At 65.9% G+C, this 20,047-nt stretch carries 19 protein-coding genes; 8 read left to right on the top strand and 11 right to left on the bottom strand.

Annotation, left to right across the window (positions count from 1 at the left end):
- Window positions 1-25: 25 nt before the first annotated feature.
- The 3 genes from ACQR1E_RS23730 to ACQR1E_RS23720 all read right to left on the bottom strand — a co-directional run bounded on the left by ACQR1E_RS23730 (window position 26) and on the right by ACQR1E_RS23720 (window position 2,799).
- On the bottom strand, window positions 26-1,819 hold the full coding sequence (locus ACQR1E_RS23730) for a peptide ABC transporter substrate-binding protein (RefSeq protein WP_316186664.1): 1,794 nt from the start codon (window positions 1,817-1,819) through the stop codon (window positions 26-28).
- A 508-nt stretch (window positions 1,820-2,327) separates the two neighbouring features.
- Window positions 2,328-2,453, bottom strand: coding sequence for a hypothetical protein (locus tag ACQR1E_RS23725; protein WP_410051199.1), 126 nt, complete (start codon window positions 2,451-2,453; stop codon window positions 2,328-2,330).
- Between the two features lie 88 nt (window positions 2,454-2,541).
- On the bottom strand, window positions 2,542-2,799 hold the full coding sequence (locus ACQR1E_RS23720) for a DUF7662 domain-containing protein (RefSeq protein ID WP_315713880.1): 258 nt from the start codon (window positions 2,797-2,799) through the stop codon (window positions 2,542-2,544).
- A gap of 143 nt (window positions 2,800-2,942) precedes the next feature.
- Between ACQR1E_RS23720 and ACQR1E_RS23715 the strand changes: the two genes are divergently transcribed.
- Entirely contained in the window at window positions 2,943-4,451 is a 1,509-nt protein-coding gene (locus ACQR1E_RS23715; protein WP_316186663.1) for a sensor domain-containing diguanylate cyclase, read from the top strand.
- 46 nt (window positions 4,452-4,497) lie between these two features.
- Here ACQR1E_RS23715 and galU read toward each other — a convergent pair whose 3' ends face one another.
- Window positions 4,498-5,379: a UTP--glucose-1-phosphate uridylyltransferase GalU gene (gene galU, locus ACQR1E_RS23710; protein WP_315713878.1), complete on the bottom strand. Its 882-nt coding sequence runs from the start codon at window positions 5,377-5,379 to the stop codon at window positions 4,498-4,500.
- A gap of 218 nt (window positions 5,380-5,597) precedes the next feature.
- On the opposite strand from galU, the gene ACQR1E_RS23705 reads away from it, so the two are divergent.
- Both ACQR1E_RS23705 and ACQR1E_RS23700 read left to right on the top strand, forming a co-directional pair.
- The gene (locus tag ACQR1E_RS23705; RefSeq protein WP_315713877.1) at window positions 5,598-6,992 is read left to right on the top strand and encodes a lytic murein transglycosylase; all 1,395 of its coding nucleotides are present in this window, start codon (window positions 5,598-5,600) and stop codon (window positions 6,990-6,992) included.
- Window positions 6,993-7,132: 140 nt separating this feature from the next.
- Window positions 7,133-8,872 (top strand): SGNH/GDSL hydrolase family protein, encoded by a 1,740-nt coding sequence (locus ACQR1E_RS23700; RefSeq protein WP_316169486.1) that lies wholly within the window; start codon window positions 7,133-7,135, stop codon window positions 8,870-8,872.
- Window positions 8,873-9,005: 133 nt separating this feature from the next.
- Here ACQR1E_RS23700 and ACQR1E_RS23695 read toward each other — a convergent pair whose 3' ends face one another.
- The 3 genes from ACQR1E_RS23695 to ACQR1E_RS23685 all read right to left on the bottom strand — a co-directional run bounded on the left by ACQR1E_RS23695 (window position 9,006) and on the right by ACQR1E_RS23685 (window position 11,450).
- A complete protein-coding gene (locus ACQR1E_RS23695) occupies window positions 9,006-9,377 on the bottom strand; it encodes a CsbD family protein (protein WP_315713875.1) in 372 nt (123 codons plus the stop codon).
- 74 nt (window positions 9,378-9,451) lie between these two features.
- Window positions 9,452-10,186 carry an SDR family NAD(P)-dependent oxidoreductase gene (locus tag ACQR1E_RS23690; RefSeq protein ID WP_315713874.1) on the bottom strand — a complete coding sequence of 245 codons (735 nt, stop codon included), beginning with the start codon at window positions 10,184-10,186 and terminating at the stop codon, window positions 9,452-9,454.
- A 121-nt stretch (window positions 10,187-10,307) separates the two neighbouring features.
- Entirely contained in the window at window positions 10,308-11,450 is a 1,143-nt protein-coding gene (locus ACQR1E_RS23685) for a PQQ-dependent sugar dehydrogenase (protein WP_315713873.1), read from the bottom strand.
- A 136-nt stretch (window positions 11,451-11,586) separates the two neighbouring features.
- Here ACQR1E_RS23685 and ACQR1E_RS23680 point away from each other — a divergent pair, with 136 nt between their 5' ends.
- Together ACQR1E_RS23680 and ACQR1E_RS23675 are read left to right on the top strand one after the other, a co-directional pair.
- On the top strand, window positions 11,587-12,366 hold the full coding sequence (locus ACQR1E_RS23680; protein WP_315713872.1) for an SDR family NAD(P)-dependent oxidoreductase: 780 nt from the start codon (window positions 11,587-11,589) through the stop codon (window positions 12,364-12,366).
- A gap of 136 nt (window positions 12,367-12,502) precedes the next feature.
- A complete protein-coding gene (locus tag ACQR1E_RS23675; RefSeq protein ID WP_316172639.1) occupies window positions 12,503-13,390 on the top strand; it encodes a TauD/TfdA dioxygenase family protein in 888 nt (295 codons plus the stop codon).
- Between the two features lie 238 nt (window positions 13,391-13,628).
- Here ACQR1E_RS23675 and ACQR1E_RS23670 read toward each other — a convergent pair whose 3' ends face one another.
- Window positions 13,629-14,279: a YqgE/AlgH family protein gene (locus ACQR1E_RS23670; RefSeq protein WP_316172640.1), complete on the bottom strand. Its 651-nt coding sequence runs from the start codon at window positions 14,277-14,279 to the stop codon at window positions 13,629-13,631.
- Between the two features lie 136 nt (window positions 14,280-14,415).
- Here ACQR1E_RS23670 and ACQR1E_RS23665 point away from each other — a divergent pair, with 136 nt between their 5' ends.
- From ACQR1E_RS23665 to ACQR1E_RS23655, 3 genes are all read left to right on the top strand, one after another.
- Window positions 14,416-15,255: a protein-disulfide reductase DsbD domain-containing protein gene (locus tag ACQR1E_RS23665; RefSeq protein ID WP_316172641.1), complete on the top strand. Its 840-nt coding sequence runs from the start codon at window positions 14,416-14,418 to the stop codon at window positions 15,253-15,255.
- 112 nt (window positions 15,256-15,367) lie between these two features.
- Window positions 15,368-16,744, top strand: a complete 1,377-nt coding sequence (locus ACQR1E_RS23660; protein ID WP_316172642.1) for a lipopolysaccharide biosynthesis protein — start codon at window positions 15,368-15,370, stop codon at window positions 16,742-16,744.
- Between the two features lie 175 nt (window positions 16,745-16,919).
- Window positions 16,920-17,579: a L,D-transpeptidase gene (locus tag ACQR1E_RS23655; protein ID WP_316172643.1), complete on the top strand. Its 660-nt coding sequence runs from the start codon at window positions 16,920-16,922 to the stop codon at window positions 17,577-17,579.
- 14 nt (window positions 17,580-17,593) lie between these two features.
- On the opposite strand, the gene ACQR1E_RS23650 is transcribed toward ACQR1E_RS23655, so the two are convergent.
- The 3 genes from ACQR1E_RS23650 to ACQR1E_RS23640 all read right to left on the bottom strand — a co-directional run bounded on the left by ACQR1E_RS23650 (window position 17,594) and on the right by ACQR1E_RS23640 (window position 19,930).
- Window positions 17,594-17,845 (bottom strand): SemiSWEET transporter, encoded by a 252-nt coding sequence (locus tag ACQR1E_RS23650; RefSeq protein WP_315713865.1) that lies wholly within the window; start codon window positions 17,843-17,845, stop codon window positions 17,594-17,596.
- A gap of 113 nt (window positions 17,846-17,958) precedes the next feature.
- Window positions 17,959-18,750, bottom strand: a complete 792-nt coding sequence (locus ACQR1E_RS23645) for a 3-hydroxybutyrate dehydrogenase (RefSeq protein WP_172134430.1) — start codon at window positions 18,748-18,750, stop codon at window positions 17,959-17,961.
- Between the two features lie 4 nt (window positions 18,751-18,754).
- A complete protein-coding gene (locus ACQR1E_RS23640; RefSeq protein WP_316172644.1) occupies window positions 18,755-19,930 on the bottom strand; it encodes a patatin-like phospholipase family protein in 1,176 nt (391 codons plus the stop codon).
- Between the last annotated feature and the right edge of the window lie 117 nt (window positions 19,931-20,047).

Raw genomic sequence — 20,047 nt, 5'->3', positions numbered from 1 at the left:
TCTGGCTGGTCATGCTGGCCGCGCGTCAGCTCGCCCGATACCAGGTGGCGATGAACGCCAGATCGTTGTCCCAGCCGCTCTTGTACAGCACCATGCCGTTCTTCACGCCGATCGCATTGAGCCGGTTGATCTCCGGCAGGACGTAGTTGTCACGCACGACGAGATCGTTGAGCTTGATGAACAGCGCGGCGCGCTTGACCGGATCGAGCTCGCTCTGGGCCAGCATGTAGGTCTCGTCATACTCCTTGTTCTGCCAGCGGCAGATGTTGCGGCCCTGCCACTTGTTCTCCTTGGTCGCGGCCTCGGTGGACACGAACTGGTTCATGAAGAACTGCGGATCCGCCTGCGGCATCGTGGTCTGATACATCTGCATGTCGCAGTAGAAATGCGAGTAGGTGTCGGGGTTCGCGACGTCCGAGGAGAAGAACACCGACGCGACCACCGACTTCAGCTCGACCTCGATGCCGGCCTTCTGGAACGCCTGCTTGATGATCGCCTGGTTCTTCTGGCGCGGGCCGTTGATCGAGGTCTGGAACACGAATTTGAGCGGCTTGCCGTCCTTCTCGCGGATGCCGGAGGCGCCCTTCTTCCAGCCGGCGGCGTCGAGGATCTGGTTGGCCTTCTCGATCGAGAACTCGAAAGTATTGTTCTTGGAGCGGAAGCGCTCGGGGTTGTTGAGAAAGTTGGGCGTCGCGACGCCGGCGCGTCCATAGATGAATTTCTGCACCGACGCACGGTCGATCAGGAGATTGATCGCCTTGCGCACCTCGGGATCGGAGAACAGCGGGTGCTTGGTCTTCAGGCTGGCGCGCTCGCCGTCGACCTCGACATTGGGGTCGGTGACGTTGAGGCCGATATACTCGATGTTGCCGGTCAGCGTCAGCTCGGTCTTGCCCTGGCCGCCCGCCTCGAGCTTGGTCAGGATCTCGTCCTCGACCTGCAGATTGTAGGCGTAATCGTATTCACCGGTCTGCAGCACTGCGCGCGCAGCGGAGACCGCGTCGCCGCCGCCCTTGATCTCGACCGTGTCGAAATAGGGCTGCGTCGGCACGTGATAGTCCGGAAAGCGCTTGCCGGCGACGGTGTCGCCCGGCTTGAAGTCCACGAACATGTAGGGACCGGTACCGACCGGCTTCAGGTTCGCCGGCGCCTCGCGCGACTTCGCCCCGATATAATCCGCAAAGTGATGCTTGGGGATGATGCAGCCGAACGAGGCGACGAAGGCATCGGCCCAGAACGGCGTCGGCTGCGGAAAGACCAGCTTCACGGTCAGATCGTCGATCTTCTCGATCGACTTGACGTTCTTGTAGCTGCCGATCGAGACCGCCGAGGTCTCGGGGTTGTTGGCGTATTCCCAGTTGAAGATGACGTCGTCGGCCGTGAACGGCTTGCCGTCGTGCCATTTGACGCCCTTCTTCAGCTTCCAGGTCACCGACATGCCGTCGGCGGCAAGACCGCCATTCTCCTTGCTCGGAATCTCGGCCGCGAGAATCGGCACCAGATTGCCCTCCTTGTCCCATCCGGCCAGCGGTTCGTAGAACAGGCGGCTGGCCTCCTGGTCCTTGGTGCCGATGGCGAAATGCGGATTGAGCAGCGTCGGCGCCTGCCAGAGCAGCAGCTTGAGCGGACCGCCGCCACCGGCCTTGGTCGGCTTGTAGGGGATGGCATCAGCAGCGACCGCGGCACCTGAGTAGGAGAGCATCGCGCCAGCCATCGGCGCGGTCAGCCCCACGGCAATCATCCGCTGCACAAATTCGCGCCGTGACAGGCGTCCTGCTTTGACATCAGCGATCTGGCTACGGAGGTCACGCTCGTTCATCCATCGACTCCAAAGGTGGTGCTGAATGCCAAAAACGCGTCCCCGTCCTGGATCGATCGGGAACTGCATAAAATTGGATCAGCCTTCGAAGCGACTGTCAAAGCAGAATCCGGGCCAATTCCGCAATAAAGAACGGATCGATTGTCGCACTTCGCAGATGCGGAAAGATTGACTGCGAGTCACATCCCGGAAAATGGAACTACGTCGCTCGCGACGGTCGCCACACACCGGAATGTTCTGCTTCGGAATGAACGCTCTCGATGTGCGCTCAGCTCTCGCGACACCAGTTCGGCAACTGCCAGAGGTCATTGTCCCATTCCGAGGAATGGCTCGACAAACCTTTGCGGATGCCGCTGACGCGCGGACCCGGCGACGCCATCGTTGATCATCAGCATCTCCATGTCGCAGTAGACGTGCGTGTAGGTGTCGGAATTGGCGACGTCGCTGGAGAAGAACGCCGAGCCACCACCGACTTCGGCTCGAGCTCGATGCCCGCCTTCTGGCAGGCCTACGTGACGATGACATGGTTCTTCGGCCGCGGGACGTTGGTGGAGATCTGGACCACGAGCTTGAGCGGCTTGCCGCCCTTCTCGCGAATGCCGCTCGCGCCCTTCTTCCAGCCGGCGTTCTCCAAAACCTCGATCGCCTCGTCGACGTTGAGCGCGAAGCACTACCGCCGGAAAATCAGGACACAGCCCCAGTGCCGCGGACACAGATGCAGCTCAGCGCTCCGGCTTCAGCTTGCGGAAGCGGACGCCCTTGCCATCGGGCAGCCGGGTCGCGACATAGCCTGCCGCCAGGCAGGCCTCGCGCTGCGGCATCTTCTCCTGCGGACTTCGCAGGCTGTCCCACCACGAGGCGCGCTGCGCGGCGCGCGGCAGGCCGTCGCCGATCAGCTCCTCGATCTCGTCGAGGCTGAGCACCAGCTCGGGGCGGGTCTGCCGCTTGAGATAGTCTCGAAGCGCATCATAGTCCGGCAAGTCTCGACTCCATCGTACCAGCGCGTGTGCGGCCGCCTTGACGACAGGCGCGGCGAACGCAACGACTCGTTAACCTAACATGCGTTACTTCGGCTTTATCCGTCAGTCTACGGACGGGACTCCACGGGGGACGGGACGATCCGATGCGCTGGACACGCCGAACGGGCCGGGCGACGCAGCCTTGGCGGCTCTCGGCGCGCACGCTGATCACCTGCTCCATCTCGACCATCATCGGTTTCTCCGCCATCTGCGCCAGCGTCATGATCGACCTGCGCCGGAGCGAGGAAGTCCGCGCCCGGCAGGCGCTGGAGAACATGGCCGCCAGCATCGGCGCCGACATCAGCCGCACCGTCGAGCTCTACGATCTCTCGCTGCGGGCGGTGGCCAGCAACATGTTGCTGCCCGAAATCAACGAGGTCAGCAAGCACGTCCGCCAATTGATCCTGTTCGACCGTTCGTCCACCGCGAAGAATTTCGGCACCATCCAAGTCTTTGATGCCCGCGGGCGGCTGTCGCTCGAGTCGTCGACGCTCGACCCGCTGCCGGAGGACCGCAGCGATGCCGATTTCTTCCAGGTGCATCGCGACCGGCCCGACACCGGGCTCTATGTCGGGCGGCCCGCTCAGCATCATGGCCAATATTCCATCGTTCTCAGCCGCCGCATCTCGACGCCGGACGGACGCTTCGCCGGCGTCGTCGCCGGCTCGATCCGCATCGGCTATTTCCGCGACCTGTTCGCAAGGCTCACGCTCGGGGCGGGCGACAACATCACCGGGCTCCGGCGCGACGGCACCGTCATCGTCAGCGCGCCGTTCGATACCGGCGCGATCGGGCGCAACCTGGCGCGGGCGCCGGCCGTGACCCGCGCGCTCACCGAGCCGGCCGGCTGGTCGAGCAGCTATGGCGCGCTGGACGATCTGCCGCGGCTGCTGGTCTGGCGCAATGCCAATGAGCCGCTGGTCGTGATCGCCAGCAAGTCGTGGGACAGCGTCTATGCATACTGGCGCCATGAGGCTGCAGAGATCGGGGCGATGATGCTGGCGCTGATCGTGTTCGTCCTGGCCGCGACGCAGGTCGCCGCGCGCGAGATCCAGCTCCGGGCGAAGGTCGAATCCAGACTGGAGCAGCTCGCGACCACGGATCCGCTGACGGGCCTGAAGAATCGGCGCAAGTTCGACGAGACCATCGAACTCGAATGGCGGCGGGCGCAGCGCGCCGGCGCGCCGCTGGGGCTGCTGATGATCGATGCCGATCACTTCAAGAGCTACAACGACACCCATGGGCACCAGGCCGGCGATCAGGTGCTGGTCGGCATCGCCGTGTGCATCTCCGATTCGGTGCGGCGCGCCGGCGACTGCGCCGCGCGTTATGGCGGCGAGGAGTTCGCGGTGCTGCTGCCGGGGACCTCGGAAGCGGATGCGCTGCGCGTCGCGGAGACGATCCGCAGCAAGGTCAAGCTGTGGGCGGGAGAAGCGTGCACCACCTCGATCAGCATCGGCGCCGCCAGCGTCACGCCGTCGCGCGACACGGACTGGACCGGCCTGCTCAATGCCGCCGACCGCGCCCTGTACATGGCCAAGGCCGCGGGCCGTAACCGCTGCGCCAGCGCAGCGGTGCGTCATCCGTCACCCGCGGCTTCGCTGGCGGCGTGATGCCGCCAACCGCCTCGAAGGCGCGGCATTTCGCGCCGGCTTGGCCTCAGCCCTTGCCTTCGAGATAGCGCTTCATGTCCGCGCGCAGGCCATCGCGCAGGTCGGCTCGCGCCATGGCGAAGGCGATGTTGGCCCTCAGGAAGCCGGACTTCGAGCCGCAATCATGCCGCTCGCCGTCGAAGTCCACGCCGTAGAATTTCTGCGTCTTCGACAGACCGATCATCGCGTCGGTGAGCTGGATCTCGCCGCCGGCGCCGCGCTCCTGCGTCGCGAGGATCTGGAAGATCTCCGGCTGCAGGATGTAGCGCCCGGTGATCGAGAAGTTCGACGGCGCGGTGCCCTTGGCCGGCTTCTCGACCATGCCGTCGACCTCGAACATCTTGCCGTCGCGCTTGCCGACGCCGCAGATGCCGTATTGATGGGTCTGATCGGCCGGCACCTCCTGCACGGCGAGCACATTGCTCTTTTCCGGCAGCTTGCTGGCGGCAGCAATCATCTGCGCCAGGCACCCCGGCGCGTTCAGCACCAGCTCGTCGGGCAGCACCACCGCGAACGGCTCGTCACCGACGATGTCGCGCGCGCACCACACGGCATGGCCGAGCCCGAGCGGCGCCTGCTGGCGGGTGAAGCTGACCGCGCCGGCCTCCGGCTGGTCGCGCGCGAGGATTTCCATCTCGGTCTTCTTGCCGCGCGCCGCGAGCGTCGCGTCGAGCTCGTACATGCGGTCGAAATGATCCTCGATCGCGGTCTTGTTTCGCCCGGTCACGAACACGAAATGCTCGATGCCCGCCTCCTTGGCTTCGTCGAAGACGTATTGGATGAGCGGCTTGTCGACGATCGTCAGCATTTCCTTCGGCATCGCCTTGGTGGCGGGCAGGACGCGGGTGCCGAGACCGGCGACCGGGAAAACGGCTTTGCGGATCTTCATGGGGATGACTAGACCTTGTGGCGATATGAATGCGAAATCGATCGCATTTTAGGTAGCTCGTTTGCAGCCGAGAACAAAGGCGGATGTTGGTCCAGTGTTCCGCTCGACACGGACCGAACGGCTAAATTTCGCTGCGGAAATCGTTAACCTTGTTAATCTCCCGTTAAGCAGGACCGGGCCTCGTGGAGGCCGATCTTCCATGCGATCTGGATCGAGACATGATGCGACGGAACGTGATGCTGACAGCTCTGAAGGCCGGTGCTGGCGCGGCGGTTCTGGTCACGGCGTTGACGGTGGTGTCTGGTTCCGCTGTCGCGCAATCCTCAGGCGGGCCGCTGAACTTTCTCGACGGCCTGTTCACGGGCACCCTGACGAAGGGCGACCCCGCCCCCAACCAGCCCCCTGCCGCCGGCGGGCCGCAGCCGTGGAGCGGCCAGGACGGCGCCTCCGGCCATCCGCTGATGACGGCGGCGGCGATCCGCGAAGCCGCCGGCAATTTCGACAATTGCGTCGCCGGCATGTGGCCAGATGCCGCACGACGCAACATCACCCAGGACAATTTCCAGCGCTTTACCGCCGGCCTGTCGCCGGACCTGCGCATCATGGACCTGCTCGACGCGCAGCCCGAATTCACCAAATCGATCTGGGACTATCTCGACATCCTGGTGAACGACAACCGGCTGGCGAAGGGCCGCGAGGTGCTGGCGAAGTACAAGCCGCAGTTCGATGCGGCCGAGCGTACCTATGGCGTCGACCGCTACATCGTCGCTTCGATCTGGGGCATCGAGTCCAACTACTCGACCCAGATCGGCGACCGTAGCGTGCTGCAGTCGACCGCGACGCTCGCCTGCATCGGCCGCCGCCAGGCCTATTTCAAGGATGAGTTCCTCTCCGCCCTGGAAATCCTCAATCGCGGCGATTTGCGCCCCGAGCAGTTGCGCGGCTCCTGGGCAGGCGCCTTCGGCCCGACCCAGTTCATGCCGACCGCGTTCAAGCGCTTCGCCGTCGATGCCGATGGTGACGGCCGCCGCGACGTCGTCGACAATCCGGCCGACCTGATCGCCTCCACCGCCAACAATCTGAAGAAGGACGGCTGGCAGAGCGGCCAGAGCTGGGGCTACGAGGTCGTGGTGCCCCAGGGCTTCAACTACATGCTCGCCGACCGCGCCAAGAGCATGAGCTTCGCCCAGTGGGAACAGCTCGGCCTGCGGCGGGCCAACGGTCAGCCGTTCCCGACTGGCGCCGAAAAGGCCTATCTGCTGGCGCCGGCCGGCGCCCAGGGCCCCGGCTTCCTGATGCTGCAGAACTTCCGCGTCATCATGAAATACAACCCTGCGGAAGCCTATGCGCTGGCGATCGGACACTTCGCCGACCGCCTCCGCGGCGCACCGCCGTTCGTTCAGGCCTGGCCGCGCGAGGAGCGAACGCTGTCGCGCGGCGAGCGGCTCGAGCTGCAGCAATTGCTCGCCGAGCGCGGATTTTACCGCGGAACGCCGGACGGCCAGTTCGGCGGCCAGACGCGCGAGGCGCTGCGGAACTTCCAGGCCTCGATCGGGGCGCCGGCGGACGGATTTGCCACCTCGGATGTGCTCGAACGGCTGCGGACGCGCTGATCGCAGCCCCAATCTGCCCTGCCGGTAACCTTCTGGGGCGATTACCGGCGCCGTCAACACCATCCGGTGAATGCCCGTTTGCGGCCTGATTCGCGTCCTATTATATGAATCGTCACGATCACGCCGCGCGACGGGTGCGCATGTCAAAGCTGAAGTCCATCCTCAAGCTGTTGAACGAGCCCGGCCCGCTGGTCGTGCTGGCGGTCGTCATCGCCATGCTCGTCGGCATCGCCGGTCCCGCCTCGGCCCAGTTCTTCAACTTCAACCCGTTCGCTTCGCCCCGCCCGGCACCGCGCGGCGGTGGAGGTGGCGGAGGTTGGTTCGGCGGCGAATTCTTCGCTCCGTTCCCGCAGCAACAGCCGAAGAGGGTGATCCAAGACTATTCCAAGGCGCCGCCGCCGGAGAAGCGTGATGGCGCGCCGGACCGCTACGTGCTGGTGCTCGGCGACGCCATGGCCGACTGGCTCGCCTATGGCCTGGAAGAGGCCTATGCCGAGCAGCCCGACATGGGCGTGACCCGCAGGATCCGGACCACGTCGGGCCTCATCAAGTATCAGCCCAGGGGCGAGCCGGCCGACTGGGCCGCCGCCGCCAAGGGTATCCTGGCGACCGAACGCGCCGACGCCATCGTCATCATGCTCGGCCTCAACGACCGCATCTCGCTGCGCGAGCCCGCGATCGAGAAGACCGACGACAAGAAGGGCGACAAGGCCAAGAAGGATGCCAAGGCCAAGCCTGGTGAGACAAAGCCTGGTGAGACCAAGCCGGGCGAAGCCAAGCCGGATGGCAAGGCCGACACGGCGGCCAAGCCCGACGACAAGGCTGCCGATACCGATCTGCCGCAGGACGAGGCCGACAACGACACGCCTGCGGTCGCGGCACCGGAGAAGGCCGCCCGCTCGCCGGGCGGCCTCTACGAGTTCCGGGACGAGCGCTGGGTCGAGCTGTATACGAAGAAGATCGAGGAGATGATCGCGATCGCCAAGAGCAAGGGCGTGCCCGTGCTCTGGGTCGGCCTGCCCGCGGTTCGCGGTCCCAAGGGGACGGCGGACACGCTGTTCCTCGACTCGCTGTATCGCGATGCCGCCGGCAAGGCCGGCATCACCTATGTCGATGTCTGGGACGGCTTCGTCGACGAGGCCGGCCGCTTCCTGCAGAAAGGCCCGGACTTCGAGGGCCAGATCCGCCAGCTGCGCTCCTATGACGGCGTCTATTTCACCAAGCCGGGCGCGCGCAAGCTCGCCCATTATGCCGAGCGTGAGATCAACCGGCTGCTCGCGGCCCGTTCCGCGCCGCTCGAGCTGCCGAACGAGCCGGCCACGCCGGACGCCAATGCCGTACCGGGCCAGCCGGCGCCGCGGCCGGTCGCCGGCCCGATCCTGCCGCTGGTGGCGTCATCCGTCGGCACCGATCAGTTGCTGGGCGGCCCCGGCTCCCGACCTGCGGCGGTCGACGCGCTGGCGGCCCGAACCCTGGTCAAGGGCGAGGCGCTGAGCCCGCCGGCCGGCCGCGCCGACGATTTCGTCTGGCCTCGCCGCGAGGTCGGCCGTGAGCAGGCCAAGGAGCCGCCGAAGGAGCCTACCCGGCCCGAAGCGCCGATGGCAGCGACTTCGCCGGCGGAAGCGACGCCGGCAGCACCTGGGCCGGTGTCGCCGCAGCCGCGGCAAAGGCGGCTGACCACGCCGGGGGCGCCCACCCAGCAGCCGCCAGCCCAAACGCCGCAGCCGAATCAGGGCGTTCGTGAGTTTTTCGGCTTCGGCGCGCCTCAGCAGCAACAGCAGCCGGCGCGGCCGCCCGCCGCGCGCAATCCGAACGCGCCGCCGCGGCCGCCAGGATTGGTCGGCCGCTCGGCAGCATCGCTGGAGACCCAGGGCCGCTGATCGTGACCACATTTCGGCGCTGAGGGCGATCGACGCGGATCATTCCGGACCAAGGTGCCAATGACAAATCGGCCCGCATTCGAGAGCGAATGCGGGCCGATTGTCATCTGATCGTCAGCGGGTCTTTGCGGGCTCAGTAGCGCCAGCGCTGCGGCGGCTGCGGCCGGCTCGGCGAGCGCATCAGCATCGCCAGCAGGAAGCCGATGCCGCCGGCGACCAGCAGCGCGCCCATCGGATTGTCCTGAACCCGCTTGGTCAGCGCCTGCGTGCCGTCACGCAGCGTCTCGGAGCCGTTGCCGAACGTATCCTTGGCGAAATCCATCGCCGCATCGCCGGCCTCGCGCGCCGCGTCCTTGGCCTGGCCATACATGTTCTGCACGACGCCCGAGGCCTCGCGCGCACGCCCCGACGCCTGCGTGCTCTTGTCGCCCAACATCTCGCCGACGCCGCCTTCGATCTTGCCTGCGACATCCTTGGCCGTACCGGTCAGCCGATCCTGATCCATTGCCGCTCTCCTTCTCTGCATTGTGCGGGATTGCTGGCCTGCTAACCGGCCAGCACGGCGCAGGTTCCGGACGACTACAAAATCAGGCCGCCGTCGACGACGAGGGTCTGGCCGATGATGTAGGACGACAGCGGCGAGGCCAGGAACAGCGCCGCACCGGCCATGTCCTGCGGCGTCCCCAGCCGCCGCAGCGGAATGCGCTGCAGCGCGCCCTCGAGGCGCTTCGGATTGGCGGTCGTCACCTTGGTCATCTTGGTGTCGACGAGCCCGGGCGCGATCCCGTTGACGCGGATGCCGTCTTCCGCCCACGCCTCGGCCAGGGTTCGCGTCAATCCCATCGCGCCGGTTTTCGAGGCGTTGTAGGCCGGATTGCCCATGGTCGAATGATAGGCCGCGGTCGACGAGACGATGATGAGCGCGCCCCTGGCATCGCGCAGCAGGCCGTGAAATTTCGTCGCACAGGCCATCAGGCTGATGAGGTTGACCTCGACCACCTTGCGAAAGCCCTCCATGGCGAATTCGCCGCGCCGGTACAATACCGCGCCCTGCGCCAGCACCAGCACATCGAGCCGATCGAGCCGCGGCGCGAAGCTCTCGATCGCGCCGGGATCGCTCACATCGAGCTGATGGTAGTTCACCCCTGCGAGATCGGAGCCCTCACCTTCGGCATAATCGGCGGCGCTCGCCCGCGTGCCGCTGACGTCGACGCGCGCGCCCTGCGCGCGAAACGCCTGCGCGATGCCGTTGCCGATGCCGCTCGATCCGCCGATCACCAGCACCGAGCGTCCCGTGAAATCGAGCGCGTTCATCTCCCCACTCCTTCTCTTGTTGTTTGTCGGATGGTGTGGGGATCGGCGCAGGCCCTGTCAACGGCATCGCGGGCTGTGGCGACCCCGGCATCGGCGCCTTCGCATCAATGCTGCTGCGCAGCTACTTCATCGGTGTCAGCCGCAGCAGGCGGCCGGGCGAGTCGTCCTCGATGACCCAGACGGCGCCGTCCGGCGCCACGGCGACGTCGCGGATGCGCTCGCCCATGTCCCAGCGCTCGGCCTCGTCAGGCTGACCATCGGTCCGGAAGGCAACGCGGACCAGCGCGTGCACCCGCAAGCCTCCGATCAGCGCCGATCCCTTCCATTGCGGAAACATCGGACCATCATAGAAGACCAGGCCGGCCGGCGCGATCACAGGATCCCAATAGAGCGGCGGCGGCGCGAGGTCGGGCCGCGTCGCATGCCGCGGGATCGGCGTGCCGTTGTAATTGTCGCCGTTCGACACCAGCGGCCAGCCGTAGTTCTTGCCCGGCTCGATCAGGTTCAGTTCGTCGCCGCCGCGTGGTCCCATCTCGTGCAGCCAGAGCTTGCCATCTGATGCGAAGGCGAGCCCGTAGGGATTGCGGTGGCCGGTGGTCCACGTCTGGGCCGGCACGCCCTTGTCCTCGGCCATGGGATTGTCCGACGGAGTCGCGCCGTCGAGATCGAGCCTGAGCACCTTGCCGCGCGCCTGACGTGGATCCTGGGCGCTGTTCGGCTGCATGCGGTCGCCGACCGTCAGGAACAGATGCGTTCCCGACGGATCGAACGCGATGATGCCGCCGGGCTGCCCGCCGCCGCCGGCGGGCGTCTGGCGCCAGATGACGGTGGGGTCGGTCAGCGTGGCGTTGTCATTCGAAACCGACAACACGGCACGGGTCAGGACGAGCCGGCTGCCTTCGCTGCTCGGCTCGGTGTAGGTGAGATAGATCTGCGACGTCGTCGCGAAGCTCGGCGACACCGCAATGTCCAGGAGGCCGTTCTGTCCGCGCGCCGCGACGGCAGGCACGTTGCCGATCTGGATCTTCTGCCCACCTTGCGTGACGAGAAAGATCCGGCCTGGCTTCTCCGTGACCAGCATCCGCCCATCCGGCAGGAAGGCGATGGCCCAGGGCGTATCGAACTCGGCAACGCTCCGCGCTTCGAACGGGCGCACGGCGCTTGCCTTGCGATCGCCGGCATTGATGCTCTCGGCTCGCGCGGCCGTGGTCGCAACGAGTCCCATCACCAATGCCAGGCGCAGGAAGGTCGTGGAGAGCACCATGATCACTCCGGTTTGTTGATCCGCGTCGTCGGCAACGAGAATTCGGCCATGCCGGATCGGTGCCTACCGAATACGTCCGATCAGTGATAATCCCGACGGCGAGCATGCGATGCGCATTTTTCCGTGAGCCGCAAATATGCACCAGCACAGGCAACTCAGCCGCTCGGTCAAGGGATTGACCGTCCTGATCACCGGCGCCGCGTCGGGGATGGGGCGCGCGACCGCGCGCGTGTTCGCCGATGAAGGCGCCAGGGTCGCAGTCACCGATGTCGATGAGGACGCGGCCCGCGCGGTGGCGGCAGACATCGAGGCCAGCGGCGGAACGGCGCGCGCCTGGCGGCTCGACCTCGTCGACCGCAACGCCATCGCGGCCGTCGTCGGCGATGCTGCGACGCATTTCGGCGGGCTCGACGTCATCGTCAACAATGCCGGCATCTCGGTGCATGTCGCGATCGACGACGAAGCCTACGACGAGGCCTGGGCAAGAGGGCTTGCCATCATGCTGACGGCGCAGCAGCGCGTCATCCGTGCCGCGCTGCCGCATCTGCGCCGCTCGAACAGCCCGCGCATCGTCAACATCGCTTCGACCGAGGCGCTCGGCGCAACCGCGCGGCACAGCGCCTATTCGGCTGCAAAGGCCGGGGTGACCGGATTGACGCGCTCGCTCGCGGTCGAGCTCGGCCGCGATCGCATCACCGTCAACTGCATCTGTCCGGGCCCGATCACCACGGCGATGACCGCGCGCATTCCAGACGAGCAGAAGGCGGTCTATGCACGGCGCCGCACCGCGCTTGGCCGCTACGGCGATCCCGAAGAAGTCGCGCACATGACCTTGAGCCTGTGCCTGCCGGCCGCGTCGTTCCTCACCGGAGCGGTGATCCCCGTGGACGGCGGGCTGATGGCCCGCAATGCATGACGTCTGACGCGCCGGCATGACAGCCGTGCGGTCGGCGATCCGCGCCTTGCGTTGACTTCGCGCATCGCCGGCGTAGCCTCTTCCATCAGAAGAAGCGGACAGGAGTCCGCCCTGATGAGGACGCGAGGAGGAGACCATGGCGATCGCCATCCGGCAGTTGCATCGGCATTTCGTCGGCGAAGTATCCGGTGTCGATCTGCGAAAGCCTCTCGCTCGGGACGAGGTCGCGCAGTTGCAGGCCGCGATCGATCACTACGCCGTTCTCGTATTTCACGATCAGGACGTCACCGACGAGCAGCAGCTCGCCTTCGCGCTCAGCTTCGGCGACCGCGAGCAGGCGCGCGGCGGCACCGTCACCAAGAAGGAGGATTACCGCCTCACCACCGGCCTCAACGACGTCTCCAATCTCGGCAAGGATGGCAAGCCGCTGCCATCAGACCATCGCACGCATCTGTTCAATCTCGGCAACTGCCTGTGGCACTCCGACAGCTCGTTCCGGCCGATCCCGGCGAAATACTCGATCCTCTCGGCGCGGATCGTGAACCCGAAGGGCGGCAACACCGAATTCGCCGACATGCGCGCCGCCTATGACGCGCTCGACCGGGAGACCAAGGCCGAGATCGAGGATCTCGTCTGCGAACATTCGCTGATGTATTCGCGCGGCGCGCTCGGCTTCCTCGACTACACCGACGAGGAGAAGGAGATGTTCAAACCGGTCAGGCAGCGGCTGGTCCGCATTCATCCTGCCCATGGCCGCAAGTCGCTCTATCTGTCATCGCATGCCGGCGCCATCATCGGTATGAGCATGCCGGAAGGCCGGCTGCTGCTGCGCGACCTCACCGAGCATGCCACCCAGCCCGAGTTCGTCTACGTCCACAAATGGACGCTGCACGACCTGATCATGTGGGACAACAGGCAGACCATGCATCGCGTGCGCCGCTACGATCAGTCGCAACCGCGCGACATGCGCCGCGCCACGGTGGCCGGCACCGAACCGACGGTCGCGCAGCAGGCGGCGGAATAGTTCTGCCTTCAGCAGAGATGCGCGGCCTCATCCCTCTCCATGTCGTCATTGCGAGGAGCGAAGCGACGAAGCAATCCAGACTGCATCCGCGGGGGGACATTCTGGATTGCTTCCGCCTACGCTCTCAAAGCTTCGGCGGACAAGTCGCTGCGCTCGCAATGACGGCGGAGAGGCAGAGCGCCCCATTAAGCCTTCTCTGATCCCAGCGAGCGCGGGGGCTCCAACGGGACAATAAGGCCTATGCGTGCCCGGCGGCGTTGGACAGCATGCCGGGATCGATGCCGATCTTGCGCAGCGCAAGATCGTATTTGGCGTCGACATTGTCGCCGAAGATCAGCTCCGGATCGGCGTCGCAATGCAGCCAGCCATTGTCCTGGATCTCTTCCTCCAACTGGCCGGCGCGCCAGCCGGCATAGCCGAGGGCGAGGATGGCGTGCTTCGGACCGTCGCCCTTGGCGATCGCCTTGAGGATGTCGATCGTCGTCGTCAGGCAGACGCCGTCGTTGATCTTCAAGGTCGCGTTGGCGATGAAGTAGTCGCTCGAATGCAGAACGAAGCCGCGCCCGGTATCGACCGGGCCGCCGCTCAGCACCTTCATCGTCTCGGCGCTGTCGGGCAGGCTGATCTGATCGCTCTTCTCGATGATATTCAGTTGCATCAGGAGCTGAGGGAAGTCGATGCTGCCCGCCGGCCGGTTCACCATGATACCCATGGCGCCCTCGGCCGAATGCGCGCAGAGATAGATCACCGAGCGCTCGAAACGGGAATCGCCCATCACGGGCATCGCAACCAGCAGCTGACCGTCGAGGTAACCACCGTGAGAGGTGTGATCCCCGATCCCTGTCACTTTGCGGCGAATGTCGCTCAGCCTTTTTGCCTCAGGATTCATCCGCAAGGACTCTCATGATCATCGATATCCTGATATTGGGATGCGCATCTGTCAATCAAGGTTCAGGTCCTCGCGAGGAAATCTGCTCACAAGCATTTCAATGGTTTGCGCCCGAACCGCACTCTAAAGACGTCTCATGTCCGCCTTGGTTCCTCACCACTCTGCCACACTGCTCGTCGCGACCGTCGTATCATCCTGCCTTGCGTTCGGCGCGCAGGCGCAGGATTCCTCGCCCTGGCAGCGCGACAGCCACTCCGCGGTGCGCCTGCTCGCGGGCTCGCGCAGCGGTCCGGTCATGCTGGGCGGCATCGCCTTCGCGCTGCAGCCGGGATGGAAGACCTATTGGCGAACGCCCGGCGATTCAGGCGTGCCGCCGCGGTTCGACTTTTCCAAGTCGGAGAACGTCGAAGCGGTGACGGTTCTGTGGCCCGCGCCGACAAAGTTCGACGACGGCGCCGGCGGGCACTCGCTCGGCTATCATGATCAGGTCGTGCTGCCGCTGCGCATCGTCGCCAAGAACCCCGACAAGCCGATGACCTTGCGCGCCGACGTCAGCTACGCGGTCTGCGAGAAGATCTGCATTCCCGTCGAGGCAAAGGCCGAGCTCGCCTTCACCAGCGTCGCCAGCACCGAGGATACGGCGCTCTCGGCGGCCCTCGACACGGTGCCGAAGCCGGCCACTGTCGGCGACGCCATCCCCTTGACGATCCGCGACGTCAAGCGCGACGGCCCGAAGGACGTCGTCGTCGACGTCGCCGTCGCCGATCCGCGCGGCGTCCAGCTCTATGTCGAGGGGCCGACGCCTGACTGGGCACTGCCGATCCCGACCGTGCGCGACAGCGGCATGCCGGGCATCAAGCGCTTCGCCTTCGAGTTCGACGGCGTTCCGCCGGGCGTGAAGCCGGACGGCGCGGCCCTGAAATTCACGCTGGTCGGCCCCGACAAGTCTTACGAGTTCAACTTCACTCTGCCGTGACGGCTGTAGCGCCGCGCGACCGACGCGGCGCCGGCCCAACTCAATCTTAACGTTGCGTTGATAGGGAAGCACCATCGCCGCCATCCGCGCGGCCGTGGAGCCGGACCCCGCCGTGGCCGTGATGGATGCCCGCAACGCCCCCGCATCGACCGGCCTCGCGGCCCGCCTGAAGGCGCGCCTGGCCGCGCTCGGCGGCAGCGGCGAGGCATCGCTGACGCGCCGCCTGGCCGGCACCATCTTCCTGATCCGCGTGCTCAGCGCGGGCCTCGCCTATCTCAGCCAGATCCTGCTCGCGCGCTGGATGGGCGGCTCGGACTACGGCACCTATGTCTATGTCTGGACCTGGGTGCTGCTGCTCGGCAGCATGCTGGATGTCGGCATCGCCTCCTCGGCGCAGAAGATCATTCCGGACTACCGCACCGCGGGCCAGCAGGCGCTGCTGCGCGGCTTCCTCTCCGGCGGACGCTGGCTGACGCTGGCGACGTCCACCGCTGCGGCGCTGCTGCTCGCCGGCCTGATCGCGCTGCTGTCGCCCTGGATCGACGCCGGCGAGCGCATGCCGCTCTACATCGGCTGCCTCACCTTGCCAGCCTTCGTCGTCGCCAACACCCAGGACGGCATCGCCCGCTCGCACGACTGGATGACGCTCGGCCTGATGCCGCAATTCATCATCCGCCAGACGCTGATCATCGGCTTCACGGCGGGCGCCTTCGTGCTCGGCCTCGATCTCGGCGCCACCGCTGCGATGGCCGCGAGCGCGGCCGCGGTGTGGCTTGCGATGCTCGGCCAGATGCTGGTGCTGAACAACCGGCTCCGCGGCCACGTCGAGCCAGGTCCCAAACAATATGATCTCCGCGGCTGGCTCGCGATCTCGCTGCCGATCCTCATGGTCGAGAGCTTCTATCTGCTGCTGTCCTACACCGACGTGCTGGTGCTGCAGCAATTCCGCTCTTCCGAGGAGGTCGGCATCTATTTCGCGGTGGTGAAGACGCTCGCGCTGGTGTCGTTCATCCACTACGCGATGTCGGCGACGACGGCGCATCGCTTCGCCGAATACCACGCGCTCGGCGACAAGGCGCGGCTGTCGGCCTATGTCGCGCATGCGATCAAGTGGACGTTCTGGCCCTCGCTCGCGGCGACGCTGGTGCTGCTCGCGCTCGGCAAGCCGCTGCTGTTTCTGTTCGGCGCGCAGTTCACCGCCGGCTACGACATCATGTTCATCGCCGCAATCGGGCTCGTCGTACGCGCCGCGATCGGACCGGTGGAGCGGCTGCTCAACATGCTGGGCCAGCAGCGCGCCTGCGCCATGGCCTATGCGGCGGCCTTCGTCATGAACCTCGTGCTCTGCATCCTGCTGGTGCCGCAGTTCGGCGGCCACGGCGCCGCGGCGGCGACCTCGCTGTCGCTGGCCTTCGAGACCGTGCTGCTGTTCCGGATCGTCAAGCAGCGGCTCGGGCTGCATGTCCTCGCCTTCGGCAAGGCATCTTGAGGAAACCATATTGACGCATCTGTTGCGTCATCTTGGCCTCGCCTTGGCGGAACTGCGAGCGTCGTGCCGCCACGTCTCGTCTCGCCCGGCGATCACGCAAGTGTTGGGTGCAACGCCTTGATATTGGCGCGATCCTCCGGGCACATGATTTGAATGCGCGCTGGGGGAGAATGAGATGTCGAGACTGGGGGTCGCACTATCGCTGGCCGGAACCGTGATGCTGGCCGGCTGCATGGAAGCGACGCTGTCGCCGACGTCAGACGCGGCGTTGACGCCCCGCGACCGTCAGTTGCTGGCGCACGCGCCCTATGTCGAGGCGCAGATCCCGCAACAGTTCCAGCGCCACATCGTCGACTACACCCGGCAGGAACAGCCGGGCACGATCGTCGTCGATACCGATGCGCGCTTCCTGTACTACGTGCTGCCCGACCGCAAGGCGATCCGCTACGGCGTCGCCGTCGGCGAAGAGGCGATGGCCTTCTCCGGCGTCGCCACCGTCGGCAAGCTCGCGGAATGGCCGGACTGGGTTCCCACCGCCGACATCCAGGCGCGCCTCGGGCCGTATCCGAAGCGCGTCGCCGGCGGCCCGGCGAATCCGCTCGGCGCCCGCGCCATCTATCTGTACGAGGGCAACAAGGACACCCTGTACCGCATCCACGGCACCAACCAGCCCGAATATATCGGCCAGGCGATCTCGTCAGGCTGCATCCGCATGACCAATACCGACGTCGCCGACCTCTACAACCACGTCCAGCTCGGATCGACCGTGGTCGTGCTGCCGCCGGGCCAGAGCGTCGCGTCCACCACCGCGAACGTGTTCGCCCGCCGCAGCTGATCGGCTGAGGTTTCCTAGCCGTAGCGCAGCTTCAGGCCGAGGATCGCCGCCACCAGGCCGAGCGTGATCGCGTTGGCGACGACCAGCGGCAGGTCGCTGATCAACGCGCCGTAGAGCAGCCACATCGAGTTGCCGGTGGTCTGCAGAACGAACATGCCCATCGAGATGTCATGGGTCGAGCGCGACCGCCAGGCCTTGATGACCTGCGGCAGGAACGAGCTCGTGGTGCAGATGGCGGCGCCGAGGCCGATGATGGTGGTCAGCAAGGTGGAGGATCCGTGCGCTGGTCGTGGAAACGCACGCTTGTAGAATGGACCGCGCCGAAGCGAAACCCGCCTCGGCGCGAAACTGGTGCCTTGTTCAGCGCTCCCTGCGATCGTTACGCCGCCGTCCAACCGCCGTCGATCGAGAGGTTGGTGCCGGTGATCTGCGCCGCATCGTCGCCGCACAGGAACAGCGCCAGCGCCGCGACCTGCTCGGAGGTCACGAACTCCTTGGTCGGCTGCGCCGCGAGCAGCACGTCGTTGATGACCTGTTCCTTGGTGAGGTTGCGCGCCTTCATCGTATCGGGAATCTGCTTCTCGACCAGCGGCGTCCACACATAGCCCGGCGAGATGCAGTTGCAGGTGATCTTGAAGGTCGCGAGCTCGAGCGCCACGGTCTTGGTGAGGCCGGCGATGCCGTGCTTGGCCGAGACATAGGCCGACTTGAACGGCGAGGCGACCAGCGAATGCGCGGACGCCGTGTTGATGATGCGGCCCCAGCCGCGCTTCTTCATGCCGGGCACCGCGGCGCGGATGCCGTAGAACGCGGACGACAGGTTGATCGCGATGATCTGCTCCCACTTCTCCGGCGGAAAGTCTTCGACCGGCGAGACGAACTGGATGCCGGCATTGTTGACGAGGATGTCGACCGAGCCGAACGTGGTCTCGCCGAGCGCGATCATGCCGGCGATCTCGGCCGGCTTGCTCATGTCGGCCGGCGAGTGCACGGCCTTGACCTTGAAGTCGCTCTCGATCGCCGCACGCTCCTTCTCGATGTCGGCTGGCGCGCCGAAACCGTTGAGCACGATGTTCGCGCCGGCGGACGCGAAGGCGCGCGCATAGGCCAGCCCGATGCCGCTGGTCGAGCCGGTCACGACCGCGGTCTTGCCCTTCAGATTCGTCGTCATTGCTTCACTCCTTCTTGGCGGCAGCGAGACTGCCGTCCTGCGTGAGATCGTAGGTGACCATGGTCTCGCCGGACTGCGGCCGCTCCAGCCAGTCCTTGTGGCGCATCGACTGGTGGACATCGCGCACGCCCGCTTCCCAATGCTCGACCATCGCGACATGGGAAAAATCGTAGTCCTTGGAGGACGTCTCGTAGTTCTTGCTGCGATAGATCAGGTGCACCACCGTGACGGTGTTTTCCTGCGCCGCCTTGCACAGGACCTCGAGCGAGGGATCGTTGCGCAGCTCGTCGGGCAGCTTGGCATAGAGCTCGCGCAGCGCCTTGCGCGTGTTGTGGATCATGCGGTTCTTGTCGGTGTTCATCCGCGTCCGGCTGGAATAGCGGATGTCCTTCTCGCGCTCGGCGGCCTCCAGCAGCGTCCGCGGCAGATCGCCGCGCGCGGAGAACAGATCGACCTGGAAGATCAGCAGATCACGATCGGTCTCGGTATCGAGCACGTAGTCCAGCGGCGTGTTGGAGGCGATGCCGCCGTCCCAATAGTGCTCGCCGTCGATCTCGACCGGCGGGAAGCCGGGCGGCAGCGCGCCCGACGCCATGATGTGCTCGGGCCCGATCCGCTTGCCCTGCTTCCTGAATTCGACATTGTCGAAATAGGTGAAGTTGCCGGTGGTGACGCCGACGGCTCCGACGGAGAGCCGCGTCTTCAGATCGTTGATGCGGTCGAAATCGACCAGCCGTTCCAGGGTCCGCTTGAGCGGCGCGGTGTCGTAATAGCTGACCGATTGCAGCGTGCCTGACGGCCACAGCGGCGCCGGTGGGAAGCGCGGCGTGAAGAAGCCGGGCACGCCGAACGCCGCGATCAGCCCGGCGCTGACTTCGTTGAAGGCCGAGCGGTGATGATCGCCATTGAGCAGCGGCTTCCACGGCACCGGCGACGACACCATCTCCCAAAATTCCTTGAGACGGCCAATGCGTTTCTCCCGGTCGTTGCCGGCGATGATCGCGGCATTGATGGCGCCGATCGAGATACCGGCGACCCATTCCGGTTCGAAATCGAAATGGCACAGTGCCTGATAGGCGCCGGCCTGATAGGAGCCGAGCGCGCCGCCGCCCTGCAGGACGAGCACGCGTTGCGATTCGGCGGGGGTTGCAGGCAGCGGGGGAAATGGATGTTGCGTCATTACCGCGGTCATTAGCAAAGCAAGGCGCCACCGTGGCGTCACTTCGCGGTGACGTCAATCCACCCCAAGGGCTAGGCCGGCCTGACTCGCGCGCGAGCCATGCGCACGCGGCCTGCG

The organism is Bradyrhizobium sp. HKCCYLRH1030, from assembly GCF_051168395.1.
GTDB lineage: Bacteria > Pseudomonadota > Alphaproteobacteria > Rhizobiales > Xanthobacteraceae > Bradyrhizobium.
Note: the sequence above shows the minus strand (reverse complement) of the source record. Positions and strands in the feature narration are given on the sequence as shown.